Annotated in this window: 11 protein-coding genes and 1 tRNA gene; 4 read left to right on the forward strand and 8 right to left on the reverse strand. The window is 71.6% G+C overall.

Annotated features, from left to right (window positions below; genetic code table 11):
- Positions 1 to 4: 4 nt before the first annotated feature.
- Positions 5 to 1,516 (forward strand): MFS transporter, encoded by a 1,512-nt coding sequence (locus OG965_RS16890; protein ID WP_371652903.1) that lies wholly within the window; start codon positions 5 to 7, stop codon positions 1,514 to 1,516.
- Between the two features lie 72 nt (positions 1,517 to 1,588).
- On the opposite strand, the gene OG965_RS16895 is transcribed toward OG965_RS16890, so the two are convergent.
- The 3 genes from OG965_RS16895 to OG965_RS16905 form a co-directional block, all read right to left on the reverse strand.
- Positions 1,589 to 2,185 carry a lytic polysaccharide monooxygenase gene (locus tag OG965_RS16895; protein ID WP_371652904.1) on the reverse strand — a complete coding sequence of 199 codons (597 nt, stop codon included), beginning with the start codon at positions 2,183 to 2,185 and terminating at the stop codon, positions 1,589 to 1,591.
- Positions 2,186 to 2,333: 148 nt separating this feature from the next.
- Complete coding sequence (locus OG965_RS16900; protein WP_371652905.1) at positions 2,334 to 3,515, reverse strand: SPFH domain-containing protein; 1,182 nt, start codon at positions 3,513 to 3,515, stop codon at positions 2,334 to 2,336.
- A gap of 30 nt (positions 3,516 to 3,545) precedes the next feature.
- On the reverse strand, positions 3,546 to 5,150 hold the full coding sequence (locus OG965_RS16905; protein ID WP_371652906.1) for a peptidoglycan-binding protein: 1,605 nt from the start codon (positions 5,148 to 5,150) through the stop codon (positions 3,546 to 3,548).
- 193 nt (positions 5,151 to 5,343) lie between these two features.
- On the opposite strand from OG965_RS16905, the gene OG965_RS16910 reads away from it, so the two are divergent.
- The 3 genes from OG965_RS16910 to OG965_RS16920 all read left to right on the forward strand — a co-directional run bounded on the left by OG965_RS16910 (position 5,344) and on the right by OG965_RS16920 (position 9,841).
- Positions 5,344 to 5,417 (forward strand) — tRNA-Lys (locus OG965_RS16910).
- Positions 5,418 to 5,921: 504 nt separating this feature from the next.
- Entirely contained in the window at positions 5,922 to 7,904 is a 1,983-nt protein-coding gene (locus OG965_RS16915) for a glycosyltransferase family 2 protein (protein ID WP_371652907.1), read from the forward strand.
- Positions 7,901 to 9,841: a galactose oxidase-like domain-containing protein gene (locus tag OG965_RS16920; RefSeq protein ID WP_371652908.1), complete on the forward strand. Its 1,941-nt coding sequence runs from the start codon at positions 7,901 to 7,903 to the stop codon at positions 9,839 to 9,841. The genes OG965_RS16915 and OG965_RS16920 overlap by 4 nt, the downstream gene beginning before the upstream one ends.
- A 164-nt stretch (positions 9,842 to 10,005) precedes the next feature.
- On the opposite strand, the gene OG965_RS16925 is transcribed toward OG965_RS16920, so the two are convergent.
- From OG965_RS16925 to OG965_RS16945, 5 genes are all read right to left on the reverse strand, one after another.
- Positions 10,006 to 11,016 carry a glycoside hydrolase family 6 protein gene (locus OG965_RS16925; RefSeq protein ID WP_371652909.1) on the reverse strand — a complete coding sequence of 337 codons (1,011 nt, stop codon included), beginning with the start codon at positions 11,014 to 11,016 and terminating at the stop codon, positions 10,006 to 10,008.
- Positions 11,017 to 11,345: 329 nt separating this feature from the next.
- The gene (locus OG965_RS16930) at positions 11,346 to 12,026 is read right to left on the reverse strand and encodes a class F sortase (RefSeq protein ID WP_371652910.1); all 681 of its coding nucleotides are present in this window, start codon (positions 12,024 to 12,026) and stop codon (positions 11,346 to 11,348) included.
- 13 nt (positions 12,027 to 12,039) lie between these two features.
- Positions 12,040 to 12,621 (reverse strand): hypothetical protein, encoded by a 582-nt coding sequence (locus OG965_RS16935; RefSeq protein WP_371652911.1) that lies wholly within the window; start codon positions 12,619 to 12,621, stop codon positions 12,040 to 12,042.
- A 125-nt stretch (positions 12,622 to 12,746) separates the two neighbouring features.
- On the reverse strand, positions 12,747 to 13,526 hold the full coding sequence (locus OG965_RS16940) for an HAD-IIA family hydrolase (RefSeq protein WP_101388451.1): 780 nt from the start codon (positions 13,524 to 13,526) through the stop codon (positions 12,747 to 12,749).
- An 89-nt stretch (positions 13,527 to 13,615) separates the two neighbouring features.
- The gene (locus tag OG965_RS16945; protein WP_371652912.1) at positions 13,616 to 15,115 is read right to left on the reverse strand and encodes an alkaline phosphatase family protein; all 1,500 of its coding nucleotides are present in this window, start codon (positions 15,113 to 15,115) and stop codon (positions 13,616 to 13,618) included.
- Positions 15,116 to 15,240 lie beyond the last annotated feature (125 nt).

Here is a 15,240-nt window from a genome sequence, read left to right on the forward strand (position 1 = left end):
TGTCATGACGCACTCACCGAGCACGAACCTCCGCGCCGGGCGCAAGGAGTGGACCGCCTTCGCCGTCCTCCTGCTGCCGCTCCTCCTGGTCTCGATGGACGTCTCCGTCCTCTACTTCGCGATCCCCTCCATCACCCGCGAACTGGACCCGAGCGCCACCCAGCAGCTGTGGATCTTCGACATCTACGCCTTCGCGCTCGCCGGCCTGCTGATCACGATGGGCTCGCTCGGCGACCGGATCGGGCGCCGCAGGCTGCTCCTGATCGGAGCGGCGGCGTTCGGCCTCGCCTCGGTGACGGCGGCGTACGCGACCAGCGCCGAGATGCTCATCGCCGCCCGCGCCCTGCTCGGTGTCGGCGGCGCGACCCTGATGCCCTCCACCATGGGCCTGGTCCGCAGCATGTTCCGCGACGACAAGCAGCGCGGCCAGGCGATCGGCATCTGGTCCGGTGCCATGGCGGGCGGCATCGCGCTCGGCTCGGTGATGAGCGGTGTGATGCTGGAGCACTTCTGGTGGGGCTCGGTCTTCCTGATCAACGTGCCCGCGATGCTGCTGCTGCTCGTCCTGGTCCCGCTCCTGGTCCCCGAGTTCAAGGACCCGGCGCCCGGGAAGTTCGACCTGCTGAGCGTGCCGCTGTCGATGGGCGCGGTGCTGCCGGTGGTCTACGGGCTCAAGGAGTTCGCCGCCGAGGGCTTCAGCGTGGCGCGGCTGGCTTTCGTCGCCGGCGGCCTCGCGGTCGGCTGGGTCTTCGTCCGCCGCCAGCGCACCAAGAAGGACGCGATGATCAGCCGCGAGCTCTTCCGCGACCGGGTCTTCGGCGCCGGGATCTCGCTCAACGCGGTCGCCGCCTTCGCGATGATGGGCTCGGCGTACTTCACCACGCAGTACCTCCAGTCGGTGCTCGGCATGGGCACGATGGAGGCGGCCCTGTGGTCGATGGCCCCCTCGCTCGCGGTGGGCATCGCGGCGCCGACGTCGACCGCGATCGCCGCCAAGGTGGGCAAGGGCCCGGTCATCGCGTCCGGCTTCGTGATCGGCTCGGCGGGCTACGGCATCCTCGCCTTCACCGGCACCGACTCCCTCTGGATCCTGCTGACCGGCGCCGCGGTGATCGCCAGCGGCATCGTCGCGGTGATGGCGCTGGTGTCGGACATGGCCCTGGCGTCGGCCCCGGCCGAGAAGGCCAGCTCGGCGGCCGCGCTCCTGGAGACCGGCCAGGAGTTCGGCGGCGCGCTCGGCATGGCGGTCCTGGGCTCGGTCGGCACCGCGGTCTACCGCTCCGACATGCCCGACTCGGCCCCGCCGGCCGCCCGCGAGACCCTGGGCGCGGCCGTCGCCACCGCCGACCACACCGTGCTGGCGGCGGCCCGGGAGGCCTTCGTACACGGCATGCAGTACGCGGCGGTCGGCGGGACGGTGCTGCTCCTGGTCACGGCGGGCGTGACGGTGGCCCTGCTGCGCAGGACCAGCGCGCAGGCCCCGGCCCCGGCGCCGGAGGGTGAACTGGTGGCGTGAGCCACGTATATACGCGACCGCCGGGCGGGCTCACTTCGAGCCTGCCCGGCGGTCGTGGTGTCCGGACCGGACCTAGAACTGGACGTCCGAGCAGGAGTAGAACGCGTTGCCCGTGTCCGCGATCGTCCACACCGCCAGGACCAGATGGCGCCCGGACTTGCCGGAGGGGATGGTGCCCTGGTGCGAGAGGGTGGCCGGGGGCTGCTTGTTGTAGAACGGGACGGTGAGGAAGGGCTGCGGGTCGAGCGCCGCGCGGGTGAGCTTCTTGCTCGGGTCCCAGCCCTGCTTGGTGAGGTAGTACCGGAAGTCCGTGGTGGCGTGCCTGGCCGTGAACTGCCAGCGGAAGGTGTACGTCTGACCTGCCGTCAGCTTGGTGGTGGGCCACCCGGTACCGCCGCGCGGGTCGTCGAGCTGGGCGAACCGGCTGTTGCCGCCCGCACAGAGCGTTCCGTCGGCGGGACCGGCGGCCGGGAAGCCCTTGGGGCCCTCGACCGACTGCGGCTCCCAGATGATCTCGCCGCAGTTCTGGACCGTGCCGTTGGCGCACACCTTCTGGCGGCTCAGGGGCTGGTCGGTGTAGCCGTGGCTGTTGGCACTGGAGGTGGCGAGCAGAGAGGTGCCCGCGGCCGCGAGCGCGACCACGGCCGCGCCCAGCTTCTTCTTTCGCATGCTGACGCTCCTGGAGAACGTGGGGGAGTTCTGGGGACGTGGCGCACGCGTGCAAAATCTGGTCTGGACCAACTCACAGGCTATTCCCGCCAGTTGAGCATGTCCAGACCAATCGCAACGCGGCTTCCACCCCGCAACTCCCCCGCGTTCAGGCGCCTTCGGCCCCGCCCCTGCCCGTGTAGAACGCCACCGTCAGGTCCTTCACCAGCACCCTGCGCTCGTAGTCGTCCAGCTCGACCAGACCGCGCGAGGTGAGCCGGGCGACCGTGTCGTCGACCGCGTCCACCACCGAGCTCAGCACCTCGTCCCGGTGCCGGGCGTCGATCGCCGCGATCCGCCGCCGCCGCATCGCCGCCGCCACCTCGGGCGCGTACTCGATCCGGACGGGCTGGGCCGCGTACACCTCGATCCCCACCGGCTCCGCCTCCGCCTTCAGCAGCCGGGTCAGCGCGTCCCCGACGGCCTCCGCGTCGCGCAGGGTCGGGGCGTCCTCGTGAATGGGGGTCCCCCCAGCGGTAGCGGGGGGAGCGTCGGCCGGGAGCTGCGAGAGGACTCGGGCCGTCGCCGCCTCCACCTGGTCGCGCAGATAGACCACATGGTCCTCGACGGCCAGGGCCGCCCGCGCGGTGTCCTTGACCCGCCACACCACGAGCACCACGGCCCGCAGCGCCGTGCCGTCCGCGTCGACCGCGGGCATCGGCTCGCTGCGCCAGTGCCGCAGGCGTACGTCGACCCGGCGGCGCAGCAGCAGCGGGTTCATCCACACCAGCCCCGTGCGCCGCACGCTCCCCCGGTAGTCGCCGCAGAGCGAGAGCACCCAGGCGCACCCGACCCGGCCGCGCCCGAGCCCGCCGAAGCAGACGACCGCGAGAGCCGTGCCGAGCACGAGCAGCGCCCAGCGCGCGGGCCCCATGACGCCGGGCCCACCGGCGTCCGTATACGAAGTCAGCCGCAGCGCGCCCGTCACCGCCGCCGGGAGCAGCCCGGCCGACCAGACCACCACCGCGCACCCCGCGAGCGCGGCCAGCCCCGCCGCGACGGCCACCGCCCCCGGCACCACGGACCCGGCCCGCTCGACGAGTTCGGGGTCGCCGGGCGTGGCGGGCCGCACCGGCGCACGCACCGGCCGTGCCGCGCGCCGGGCCGGGGCGGCGCGGGCCGGCCCGGGCCCCGGCTGCGGCACCACGGGGGTGGGGCCGCTGTCGTCCCGGAACAGCAGGTGCACCGGGATCTCGGCGGTGGACTCGCCCCTGATCACCGCGACCCGGCGGGCACCGGTAGCGGGGACCCCCTCCTCGGGGGTGGGCGTGGGATCCGCTGTCGTCTGCATCGATGTCTCCGTCATGGGTGGGGGAGAGAGCTAGAGGAAGAGCCGCCGCCAGGTCTCGGGGCCGGGGAAGCCGTCGGCCGCGCCGCCGCGCCAGCCCTGGGCGCGCTGGAACGCCTCGACGTTGCGCCGGTCGGCCTCGCTCCAGCGCGGGCCGGGACCGGAGGTGTAGTACCGCCCGAACCCCTTCCGCAGGAGCTGCCGCCCGAGCTCGGTCACGTACGCACTGGACTGCCCCGGCCGGAAGTACCCCCGGCCGGGATAGCCGGGCACCCGCCCCCAGCCCGCCTGACCGGCGACGGTAGGCCCGGCGGGAGCACCCAGCGGACCCGGCGCGCCCTGCACCGGGGATGCGGGGGTCTGGGTCGCGGGGGCCGGGGGCGCAGGGGGCTCAGCCGTCGGGGTGGGGGGCGCAGGGGGCTGAGCCACCGGGGGCGGGGCCGTCGGAGGCTGAGCTGTCGGAGGCTGGGCCGCGGGCACCTGCGCGGCGGGCACCTGAGCCACCGCCGGCTGAGCAGCCGGCGGCTGGGGCGGGGTGGTCGCCACTGCCGCCGTCAGACCCCCCGTCACTCCGCCCGCGGCAGGGATGTCCTTGCCCGTGCCCCGGACCAGCAGGCTCCAGGTCTGGGCGCCCGGCAGGCCGTCGGCGCTGCCGCCGGTCCAGCCCTGGGCGCGCTGGAAGGCCTGGGTGGCCCTGCGGTCCGCGTTGCCCCAGCGAGGGCCGGGGCCCTCGGTGTAGAAGCGCTTGCCGCCGCGCGCCACCAGCATCTGGCCGAGGCGGGTGACGTACGCGTTGTTGGCGCCCGGCCCGAAGGCGCCCGCACCCGGGAAGTTCGCGGCGAGCGCCGCCGGGGCGGTCTGCTCGACGGCGGGGCCGCCGGTGCCGGTGCCGACGCCCTTGTAGCGGTAGGGCAGATAACGGCTGGAATTGCTCCAGTACCCGTACGGCGTCGCCTGCTTCCGGGCGAGCGGGGGCGTCTGCTCGTACGCGATGTAGTAGGTGTGCGTGTAGTCGGTCCAGCCGCCGAAGATCACGACGTGCGAGCCCTTGGTCGGGTTGTCGGGGTTGTGGAAGAGCAGCATGTCGCCGGGCTGGAGCTCCTCCTTGGTGATCCGCACCGCGAAGCTGCCCAGGCTGCCGGTCCACTCGTTGGTGCCGAGGCTCCAGGCCATCGAGACGAACCCGGAGCAGTCCTGCCGGTACCCGTCCGACCAGTACTTCTCCATGCTGTACGGGACCTGCGCGGTCACCCACTTCTTCGCCCGGTTGATGATGTCGGCCCGGTTCATCGGCTGGAGCCTGCGCGGCGGCGGCTCGTCGGGCGGCACGGCGGTGCTCCCGTGCAGCGCGCCGGTGGCCCCCTGCTCGGTCGCGGGCCCGGCGTCGAGGCCGACGGCGTCGCCTCCCGCGGCGGCCCGGTCGTGGCCGGTGTCCGACGGCCGCACGGTGGCGGCCGCGGTCCCGGCGCCGAGGACCACGCCCGCCGCGGTCGCGAGCACCAGCGCGCGGCGGGCGCCGTGGGCGGCCGGGTGGCCCCCGGCGCGCAGCGGCAGGGCAGCGGCCCGCCGCCGGTCCGCGCACCCGGCGCACCCGCACTCGCCCGCCGGCTCGTACTCCTCGAACACCGGCACCGTCATGGGCGTCACCTGCCACTCTCGGCGATCTTGTGGTCGTTGAAGATCTTTTCTCCGCTTGTGCACGGGCCACAGCTTTCCAACCGTCCACATACATCGCATTTTGACGGATCAAAACGGATGAAACGAACATCTCACCGCGTGGCGCTGGTCAGAACCACCCTTCTGAGTCCGGTAGAGTTCTCGATGTCAGCAGGCGCCGCTAGCTCAGTTGGTTAGAGCAGCTGACTCTTAATCAGCGGGTCCGGGGTTCGAGTCCCTGGCGGCGCACAGACAGCCACAACCCCCTCACCATCGGTGAGGGGGTTGTGGTCGTTTCCGGGCGTGCGCCAGCGCCTCCCGCGCCGTTCAGCGCATGGCACTGCCACGGGAGCTCCATCCGAAATCCGCACGCCCTGCACAAGCACCCCGTAAAGCCCGCCTATGACCGGTAAACACCTCGTTTCACCCTTGCGATCAAGCCGCCGGGCGTAGAAACCTGGCTGGGGGCCATCGGTTCCAAGGGGGTGTGCGGCTCCATCAATTGGAAGCCATGTGTGTGGTTCGGAGGGGAATGTCCCGGTTGCTCGGACCGCGGGGTGGGGGCCCCGTTCATGAATCGGTGCCGATGAAGGCATCATGCAACCGGAAGGGCCTCCTCACATGTCTGGATCAAGGGGTGCGGCCCGCCCTTTGACCGACCATCAGTACGTCCGCGCGGTCGAGGGGGACAGACGCGGACGACGGAACAACGACACACACGCAAGCTGACCTTTGCGTGCGGGGGGATGACTCATGACGTCGACGCCGACCGGCGCCCGGCACCACGATGACCCGTCCCAGACCACTCAGCTCCGGCTCCCGCCGCATCTGCGGCCCGGGGCCCGGCAGCGGCTGAAGAAGTCGCTGCCGCGCTACGACTACGAGCACTACAGCAGGCTGGCCGGCCCACTCACCCAGCCGGACCCGGAGACGCCGTACCGCGTGCGCTACCGGTCGCTGCTCTCGCAGGAGCCGCACCGGATACGCGCGGCCCTGCTGCTCGGCGCGGCCCCGCTGGTCTCGCTCGGCCTGTTCGCCTGGCTGATGCAGCCCGAGCACTGGACCAAGCGCGACCACGCCTCGCAGTCCCTGCTGGTCCTGGACATCGTCATGCTGGTCTCGATCGGCCTGATCGAGCTCTTCCGGACGATGAACGTGCTCTCCAACGCGCACGCCACGCTGGTCGCGCGCGACCCGATCCCCGTGGTGCCCGAGACCGGCACCAAGGTCGCCTTCCTCACCTCCTTCGTGCCCGGCAAGGAGCCGCTGGAGATGGTGACCAGGACCCTGGAGGCGGCGGTCCGCATCCGCCACCGCGGTCTGATGCACGTCTGGCTGCTCGACGAGGGCGACGACCCGGCGGTCAAGGAAGTGTGCGCGCGCCTGGGCGTGCACCACTTCTCCCGCAAGGGCGTCGCACGCTGGAACCAGCCCAAGGGCCCGCACCGCGCCAAGACCAAGCACGGCAACTACAACGCCTGGCTTGAGGCGCACGGCGGCGACTACGACTTCTTCGCCTCCGTCGACACCGACCACGTGCCGCTGCCCAACTACCTGGAGCGGATGCTCGGTTACTTCCGTGACCCGGACGTCGGCTTCGTCATCGGCCCGCAGGTCTACGGCAACTACGACACCTTCGTCACCAAGGCCGCCGAGTCCCAGCAGTTCCTCTTCCACGCGCTGATCCAGCGGGCCGGCAACAAGTACGGCGCGCCCATGTTCGTCGGCACCAGCAACGCCGTGCGCATCAGCGCGCTGAAGCAGATCGGCGGTCTGTACGACTCGATCACCGAGGACATGGCGACCGGCTTCGAGATGCACCGCCACGCGAACCCGGCGACGGGCAACAAGTGGCGCTCGGTCTACACCCCGGACGTGCTGGCCGTCGGCGAGGGCCCGACCGCCTGGACCGACTTCTTCACCCAGCAGCTGCGCTGGTCCAGAGGGACGTACGAGACGATCCTCAAGCAGTACTGGAAGGGCATAGGCACCCTGCCCTTCGGCAAGCTCTTCAACTACACGATGATGATCATCTTCTATCCGATGTCGGCCCTCAACTGGATCCTGGCGGCGCTCAGTTGCGCCCTGTTCCTCGGGCTCGGCGCCTCCGGCGTGCAGATCGACCCGGTCGTGTGGATGATGCTCTACGGCAACGCCTCGGCGCTCCAGGTCGGGCTCTACATTTGGAACCGGCGCCACAACGTCTCGCCGCACGAGCCGGAGGGCTCCGGCGGGATCGCCGGCATGGTGATGTCGGCGCTCTCCGCGCCCATCTACGCCCGCTCGCTGATGGACGCCGTACTGCGCCGCAAGAGCTCCTTCGTGGTGACCCCCAAGGGCGACTCGTCCAGCCCGGACACCCTCTTCGGCACTTTCCGCATCCACCTCTTCTTCATCGCCCTGTTCGGCGGCTCGCTCGTCTCGTCGTTCTTCAACGGCCACAGCCACCCCGCGATGGTCACCTGGGCCACCCTGGCCATGCTGATCACCGCCGCGCCGATCATCGGCTGGCGGTGGACCGTACGGGCGGAGAAGAAGAAGCGGGGCAAGCGCAGGCGCTCCGGCCCGCCGTCCGCCCCGCAGGAGGCCCCGCACCAGCAGGAGCGCCCCGAGTGGGCGCCGGGGCCGCCGCAGGCCGAGCCCCAGCAGCCCGGCGCCGCGCGGCCCGGCGCCCAGGAGAGCGGCGAGCCCGCAGACCAGACCGTGCAGATCGCCCTTGGGGGACGTAACCCATGAGATACCGTCCGACCCGCCGTACCCGCCGCTGGGCGATCGGTACGGCGGTGGTCGTCGCGCTCGCGGGCGCCAACGGGCCCTGGCTGTACCGGTTCTCCTCGGACCAGTACCACGACTACAAGATCAACCAGCCGGGGTACAAGGCGGACAACGGCCACTGGGACATGGTCGCCATGCCCAAGGAGTTCCGGCTCAACACGATCCACGCGGCGCTGCTGCACACCGGCAAGGTCCTGCTGGTCGCCGGGTCGGGCAACAACGCCAAGAACTTCGACGCGAAGAAGTTCGACACGGTGCTGTGGGATCCGGAGAAGAACACCTTCAAGAAGATCCCCACGCCCAACGACCTGTTCTGCACCGGCCACACCCAGCTGGCCGACGGCAAACTGCTGATCGCGGGCGGCACCAAGCGGTACGAGAAGCTCCAGGGTGACGTCACCAAGGCCGGCGGCCTGCTGATCGTCCACAACGAGGACCCGGACAAGCCGATCACGCTGCCCGCGGGCACCCGGTTCACCGGCAAGACCAACGGCAAGACGTTCGTCTCCAAGGACCCGGTGCTCGTCCAGCGCGCCAAGAAGGTCTTCGACAAGAAGACCGGCAAGTTCCTGCGCACCGAGGCCGGGCTCGGGCGGATCTACGTCGAGGCCGAGGAGTCCGGCACCGAGCACGAGACCGGCACCGAGGACAACTACCGCGTCCAGGGCCTCAACGGCTCCGACACCCGCAACGTCTACGGCATCGCGCAGAAGCTCGCCCTGGACAAGAAGGACTTCCAGGGGATCAGGGACGCGTACGAGTTCGACCCGGCGGCCGAGCGGTACATCACGGTCGACCCGATGAACGAGGCCCGCTGGTACCCGACGCTGACGACGCTCGCCGACGGCAAGGTCCTCGCGCTCTCGGGGCTCGACGACATCGGGCAGCTGGTGCCGGGCAAGAACGAGGTGTACGACCCGAAAACAAAGAAGTGGACGTACACCAAGGGGGTCATGCAGTTCCCGACCTACCCGGCGGTGTTCCTGCTCCAGAACGGCAAGCTGTTCTACTCGGGGTCCAACGCGGGGTACGGGCCGGACAACGTCGGCCGCGACCCGGGCATCTGGGACTTCGCCGGCAACAAGTTCAGCAAGATCCCCGGGCTGAGCGACCCGGGTGAGATGGAGACGTCCGGGACGGTGCTGATGCCTCCCGCCCAGGACGAGAAGTACATGGTGATCGGCGGCGGCGGGGTCGGCGAGTCGGCCAAGTCGTCGAAGAAGACCCGGATCGTGGACCTCAAGAACCCCAACCCGTCCTTCAAGGACGGCCCTTCGCTCGCCGAGGGGACGCGGTACCCGATGGCGTCCGTGCTGCCCGACGACACCATGCTCATCAGCGGCGGCTCCACGGACTACCGCGGCCGGGGCGGCTCCAACCTGCACCAGGCGCGGATCTACGACGCGAAGACGGGGGCCATGCGGCGGGTCGCGGACCCGGAGGTCGGCCGCAACTACCACTCCGGGTCGATCCTGCTGCCCGACGGGCGGGTCGTCACGTTCGGCGGGGACTCGCTCTACGCGGACAAGGACGACACCAAGCCGGGGGTGTTCGAGCAGCGCATCGAGATCTACACGCCGCCGTACCTGTACCGGGGCGGCGGCAAGCAGCCCGACCTCGGCGAGGGGCCCAAGTCCCTGGCGCGGGGCGGCAGCGGGGTCTACAAGTCGAAGGACGCGGCGGCCGTGAAGACGGCCCGGCTGATCCGCCCCAGCGCGACCACGCACGTCACGGACATCGACCAGCGGTCGATCGCGCTGGACGTCAGCAAGACGGCGGACGGCGTCCAGGTCACGGTCCCCAAGAACCGCAACCTGGTCCCGCCGGGGTGGTACATGCTGTTCGTGACGGACGGGTCGGGGGTGCCGTCGAAGGCGGTGTGGGTGGAGGTGCCGTAGGGGGGCCCGGGGTTCGTCTGCGGGTGGGTGGGGGCTGGTCGCGCAGTTCCCCGCGCCCCTAGGTAGTTAGGGGCGCGGGGAACTGCGCGAGCAACCCAGCACGGTCCGCAGACGAAGCACCCGGCCGCCCGGCTGAGGGCTCTCGGGAAGGGGCGGGGTGGGGCCTACTTACTGTTCGCCGCCAGGCCCAGCGCGTACTGCGCCCACCACTCCCCCGCCTTGGGCCCCCCCTTGCAGTCCCCGTCCGACTCGCCGGGGCGCTTCACCCACACGTACGCGTCGATCAGCGCGTCCCCCGTCCGCGTCGTCGGGCGCTCGCCCAGTGCGCGGCCGGGCGGGTTGCACCAGGTCTCCTTGGGGTCGCCGCCCGTGTAGGGGCCGTTCCCGTTGCGGCTCGTGTCGATCACGAAGTGCTTGCCCGACAGCTTCGCGGAGAGCTGGTGGCCGAACTCCTTGCTCGCGGCGGTCGTCTGGAAGTTGGAGACGTTGACGGCGAAGCCGTCGGCCTCGTCCACGCCCGCCCGCCGCAGCGGCTCGTCCAGCGCGTCCGGCCGCTGCCAGCCCGCGTTGCCCGCGTCCACGTACACCTTCACGCCGGGCTGCCGCTTCAGCCGCTCGACCGCCTTCCTCAGCAGGTCGTACCGCTCCTCCGCGAACTGCTGCGGCGTACACCCGTCGACCAGGTGCAGCACCGCGTCCGGCTCCAGGACCACCGTGGCGCCCCGGTCCCCGATCCCCTTCGCCACCTTGTCGACCCACGCCCGGTACGCGTCGCCGTCCGCCGCGCCGCCCTTGGAGAACTGGCCGCAGTCGCGGTGCGGGATGTTGTAGAGCACGAGCAGCGCCGTGCGGTCGGCCTTCGCCGCCGCCTCGGTGAAGCCCTTCGCCTCCGACTCCGGGTTCTCCGGGCCGATCCACTCCCCGACCGGCTGCTCCGCGATCTTCGCGATCAGCGCGGCCTTGGAGTCGTCACCGCTCTTGCGGTACTCGGCGGCCTGCCGTGAGGCGTTGCCGTCCGGATTGACCCAGAACGGGTCGGTGCCCTTCGGCTGCTGCGCCACTTCGGGCTTCTTGTCGGCGTCCGAGGAGGACGAACAGGACGTCAGCAACAGCGCCGTTCCCACGGCTGCCACAGCCACCCCGACCGCGCCCGTCCGCGCACCACTCCGGAACATCCGACCCCCCTCAACCGCACTTTCCCGGACGCTTCCCCCGATCCATCGTGGCACACCCCCGCACCCTCACGATCCCGTGCCCACCGAGCGCACACAGAAGGCGACTTGGCGTCATCGCCCTCTAGGCCGAAAGCGCACACCGGTTCTACAGTGGTCGCATCGGCCCCAGTTCCCGGCCACAGTTCGACGTCGGTCCACCGAACCTCCCGCGCAGGTGCCGGGCTCCTCCCGCAGCCCGTGCGCCCGCGGTCGAGGACCAGCCCGGCCGGCGGCTCCGGGGGGAGCGGGTCGTCGGCCGGGCCAGGTACGGAGGGCGTGCCGCCGTGCGCTCAGGACCTGGCCGCCGCCGCGGGCCGTACGTCCGTCAGGTAGGCCGACACCACCACGTTCGCCGTGTACGTGCGCGCCTTGCGGTCGTAGGTGCCCCCGCAGGTGATCAGCCGCAGCTCCGCGCGCCCCGCCTCGCGCGGCCCGTACACCTTGTGCGCGTCGAACCGGTCCCGCCCGAAGACCTGGACGTCGTCGATGGTGAACTCGGCGACCGACCCGTCGGTCCTGGTCACCCGCACCTTCTCGCCGGGGCGGGTGGCGCTCAGGCCGTAGAAGACGGCGGGCTTGCTCTCGGTGTCGACGTGGCCGACGAGCAGCGCCGTGCCCGGCCCGCCGGGCTGGGCCCCCGCGCCGAACCAGCCGACCGTGCCCGGCCGGTCGTACGGCGGCGGATCGACCGCACCCGAGGTGTCGAGGCCACGCGGCACGACGGGCGCGGTCACGCCTATGGAAGGGATCTCGACACGCTGCGGCGGCGCCGCCTTCACGGGGTCGTGCGCGGGCGGCAGGGGTACGCCCAGCGGGCGCCCCACGGCCGCCACGTCACCCGTGGTGGGCGCCGAGCTGCCGCCGGGGCCGTCGGTGGCCTCGCGGCCCCACAGCCACAGGCCGAGCAGCAGGACCGCCCACGCCACCCCGGTCAGCAGCCGCCCGGTGCCGGACGTGTGCTCGGAGGACATCGGCCCGGCCGGCTCAGTCGCTCCGGCGCCGGCGCCGCGCGCTGCGGCCCGCCACCGCGACCGCCGCCACGGCCGCCAGGGCCAGGCCGATCACCGCGTGCCGGGTGCCCGGGCCCTGCTCGGTGGCCTGCCGGTCCGCGAGCTGCGCGGCGCCGCCGCCGCCCGCGTGGACGGGGGCGTGCGGGGTGGCGCGGTGGTCGGGGTGCTCGTTGGGGTGCTGGTTGCCGTCGTGGTGGCCGGAGCCGCCGTGGACGACCGTGACGCGGCCGGAGGCCTGGCCGGAGCTGTCCTTGCAGTTCACCCAGATGTCATAGCTGCGCGCCTGGGCGTCCGAGCGGATACGGGCCTGCGCGAAGAGGCCCCCGTCCGCCGCCGGCGCGAACTGCGCCTGCGAGACGAAGGCCTCCGAGGTCCCGACGGCCTGCCGGCCGCCGCACACGCTGACCCGCAGGTCCACCTCACCGCCCGGGGCGGTCGTGGACGGCGTCACCGTCAGTGAGCCGTGCGGCTCGGACTCCGCGGTGGCGGCCGCCACCGGCATCAGAGCGGTGGCGGCCGCCACGGCCGCACAGAGCGTGACCTGTCGAAAGCGCATCGTGAACCTCCTGTAAGGAAGATTCACGCCGCGCAGGCTCTCCCGCATCCCGAGCAGGTCCGAATGGTGCCGCCCGGACAGGGGCGCGGGGAACTGCGCGACCAGCCACCCACGGCCCGCAGAGACTAGATCAGCTTCACCAAGTCGGCGATCGAGTCGACGGTCTTGGACGGCCGGAACGGGAAGTTCTCGACGTCCTCGGGCCGGGTCAGTCCGGTCAGCACCAGAAACGTCTGCATCCCCGCCTCAAGCCCCGCGAGGACATCCGTGTCCATCCGGTCGCCGATCATGGCACTGGTCTCCGAGTGCGCGCCGATCGCGTTCAGCCCGGTCCGCATCATCAGCGGGTTGGGCTTGCCCGCGAAGTACGGCTTCTTGCCGGTCGCCTTGGTGATCAGCGCGGCGACCGCGCCGGTCGCGGGCAGCGGGCCCTCGGTGGAGGGACCGGTCTCGTCCGGGTTGGTGCAGATGAACCGCGCCCCGCCGTTGATCAGCCGGATCGCCTTGGTGAGCGCCTCGAAGCTGTACGTACGGGTCTCGCCCAGGACCACGTAGTCCGGCTCGTGGTCGGTCAGGACGTACCCGATGTCGTGCAGCGCGGTGGTGAGCCCCGCCTCCCCGATCACGTACGCCGTGCCGCCGGGCCGCTGGTCGTCCAGGAACTTGGCGGTGGCGAGCGCCGACGTCCAGATGTTCTCGACCGGCACGTGCAGGCCCATCCGGGCCAGGCGGGCCTGGAGGTCGCGGGGGGTGTAGATGGAGTTGTTGGTGAGGACCAGGAAGGGCTTGCCCGACTCCTTCAGTCCCGTGAGGAAGGCGTCCGCACCCGGGATCGGCGTGCCCTCGTGGATGAGGACCCCGTCCATGTCGGTGAGCCAGGATTCGATCGGCTTGCGCTCTGCCATGGGGCGGACTCTCCTGCGGTGTGCGCTGGACGAAGAACTGGACGGTGCCGGGTGCACCGCGTTGTGCGTGCCGACACCGCCCAGCCTAATCAGGAAGCCGAGATCTTGACCTGGTCGATCACCCAGTACCAGTTGTTGCCTCCGGTGTAGCGGAAGCGCACCTGGGCGGTGGTGGCCCCGGCGGGCACGTTCAGGGTGAGCGACTCCGCCTTGGCGACGGTGTCCGAGGCGTACGTCTTCACCGTCACCGGCGCCGCCCCGTCGTAGGAGACCAGCACCTCGCCCTTCTGCGGACTCTCCTGGAGGTAGTGCGTCACGTACGAGAGCGTCGCCGGGGCGCCGCCGCGCACCGGCCAGGCGGGGCTGATCAGGGTGGAGTCGAAGGTGCCGGTGAAGGACTTGTCGGTCCACTCGTCGCCGTCGGCCACCGCGAAGACGTTCCGGGCCCGGACGTTGGACTCGCGCTGCTGGTCGCGCTGGGCCTTGGTCCAGAACTCGTCGGTGGTGAACGACCAGCCGCGCCACTCGGTGACCCCGCCGGTGCCCATGCGGGAGTTGTCGACGGACCACCCGGCGGGCGGGGTGTGGGTGAAGCCGACGACGCCCGCGCCGATGCCGCTCTCGTCGACCGGCGTCTTCAGCTGCGGGCGCAGCGCGTCGAAGTCGTCCGGGGAGGGCTGCGAGATCGGGCGTCCGTCGAGCCCCCACGCCGGGTCGATGGCGACGCCGAGGTGGGCGAGCGCGGAGGCGGCTACGTCGGGCATACGGACGTCGTACCGGACCGAACCGGGCGTGGTGGTCCCGCCGGTGGCGATCAGGAACGTCTGGCGCTCCTGCCAGGTGGAGCCGCCGTGGCCGCCCGGGTCGGTGTGGCCGTGGTCGGCGGTCACCAGCACCAGCCAGTCCTCGTCGGCGTGGGAGGCCCGGGAGGCGACGGCGTCCACCAGCTGCCCGACCTGGGTGTCCACGCCGTGGATCGCGTCCAGGTACTGCTGGCTGGCGGCCCCGTACGTGTGCCCGGCGTGGTCGACGTTGTCGAGCTGGACGAAGACCGCGTCCGGGCCGGCGGTGTTCCCGAGCTGCGCCACGGCCCGGGCGGTGGTGCCCGTGTCGTACTCGGCGCCGGGCGTCGAGACCCGGGTGTCGACCTTCGAGGAGAAGATCGTGTCGGTGATCGGCGCCCAGGAGGAGACCGCGTACGTGGACAGCGAGGGCTTCGCCGTCTCGATACGGGTGAGGAAGTCCGGGTACTGGGCGAAGCGCTGCCCGGTGAAGGCGTTGTCCTTGACGTTGTGCTTGTCCGGCCAGACACCGGTGATGATCGTGGACCAGCCGGGGCCGGACATGGTGGGCGCGAAGGGGTTGGCGTAGAGCGAGCTCGCGGCCGTGAGGCCGTTCGCCATCAGGGACTTGAGGCGGGGCGCGTCGGCGTCCTTGACGCGGTTGAGCAGCGTGCCGTCCAGGCCGATCACCAGCACCTTGGGGGTGCGGGCCGCGGCCCGGGCGACGGAGGCGAGGGGGCCCGCGGCGGCCGCGAGGGCGGCGGCGCCGGCGAGCAGTGAGCGGCGGGAGATTCCTGACGGGGTCACGTGGTCCTCCGGGGACGAAGAGGGCGGGCGCGGGCAGGACGACGCCCCTGGCGGTGCAGGGGCGTCGGGGACCGCGCCCCATAGGGGCGCGGGGCTGTCACATGTGCGGCTCCGCCGCGCGGGCA

This window comes from Streptomyces sp. NBC_00224, assembly GCF_041435195.1.
Taxonomy (GTDB): Bacteria; Actinomycetota; Actinomycetes; order Streptomycetales; family Streptomycetaceae; genus Streptomyces.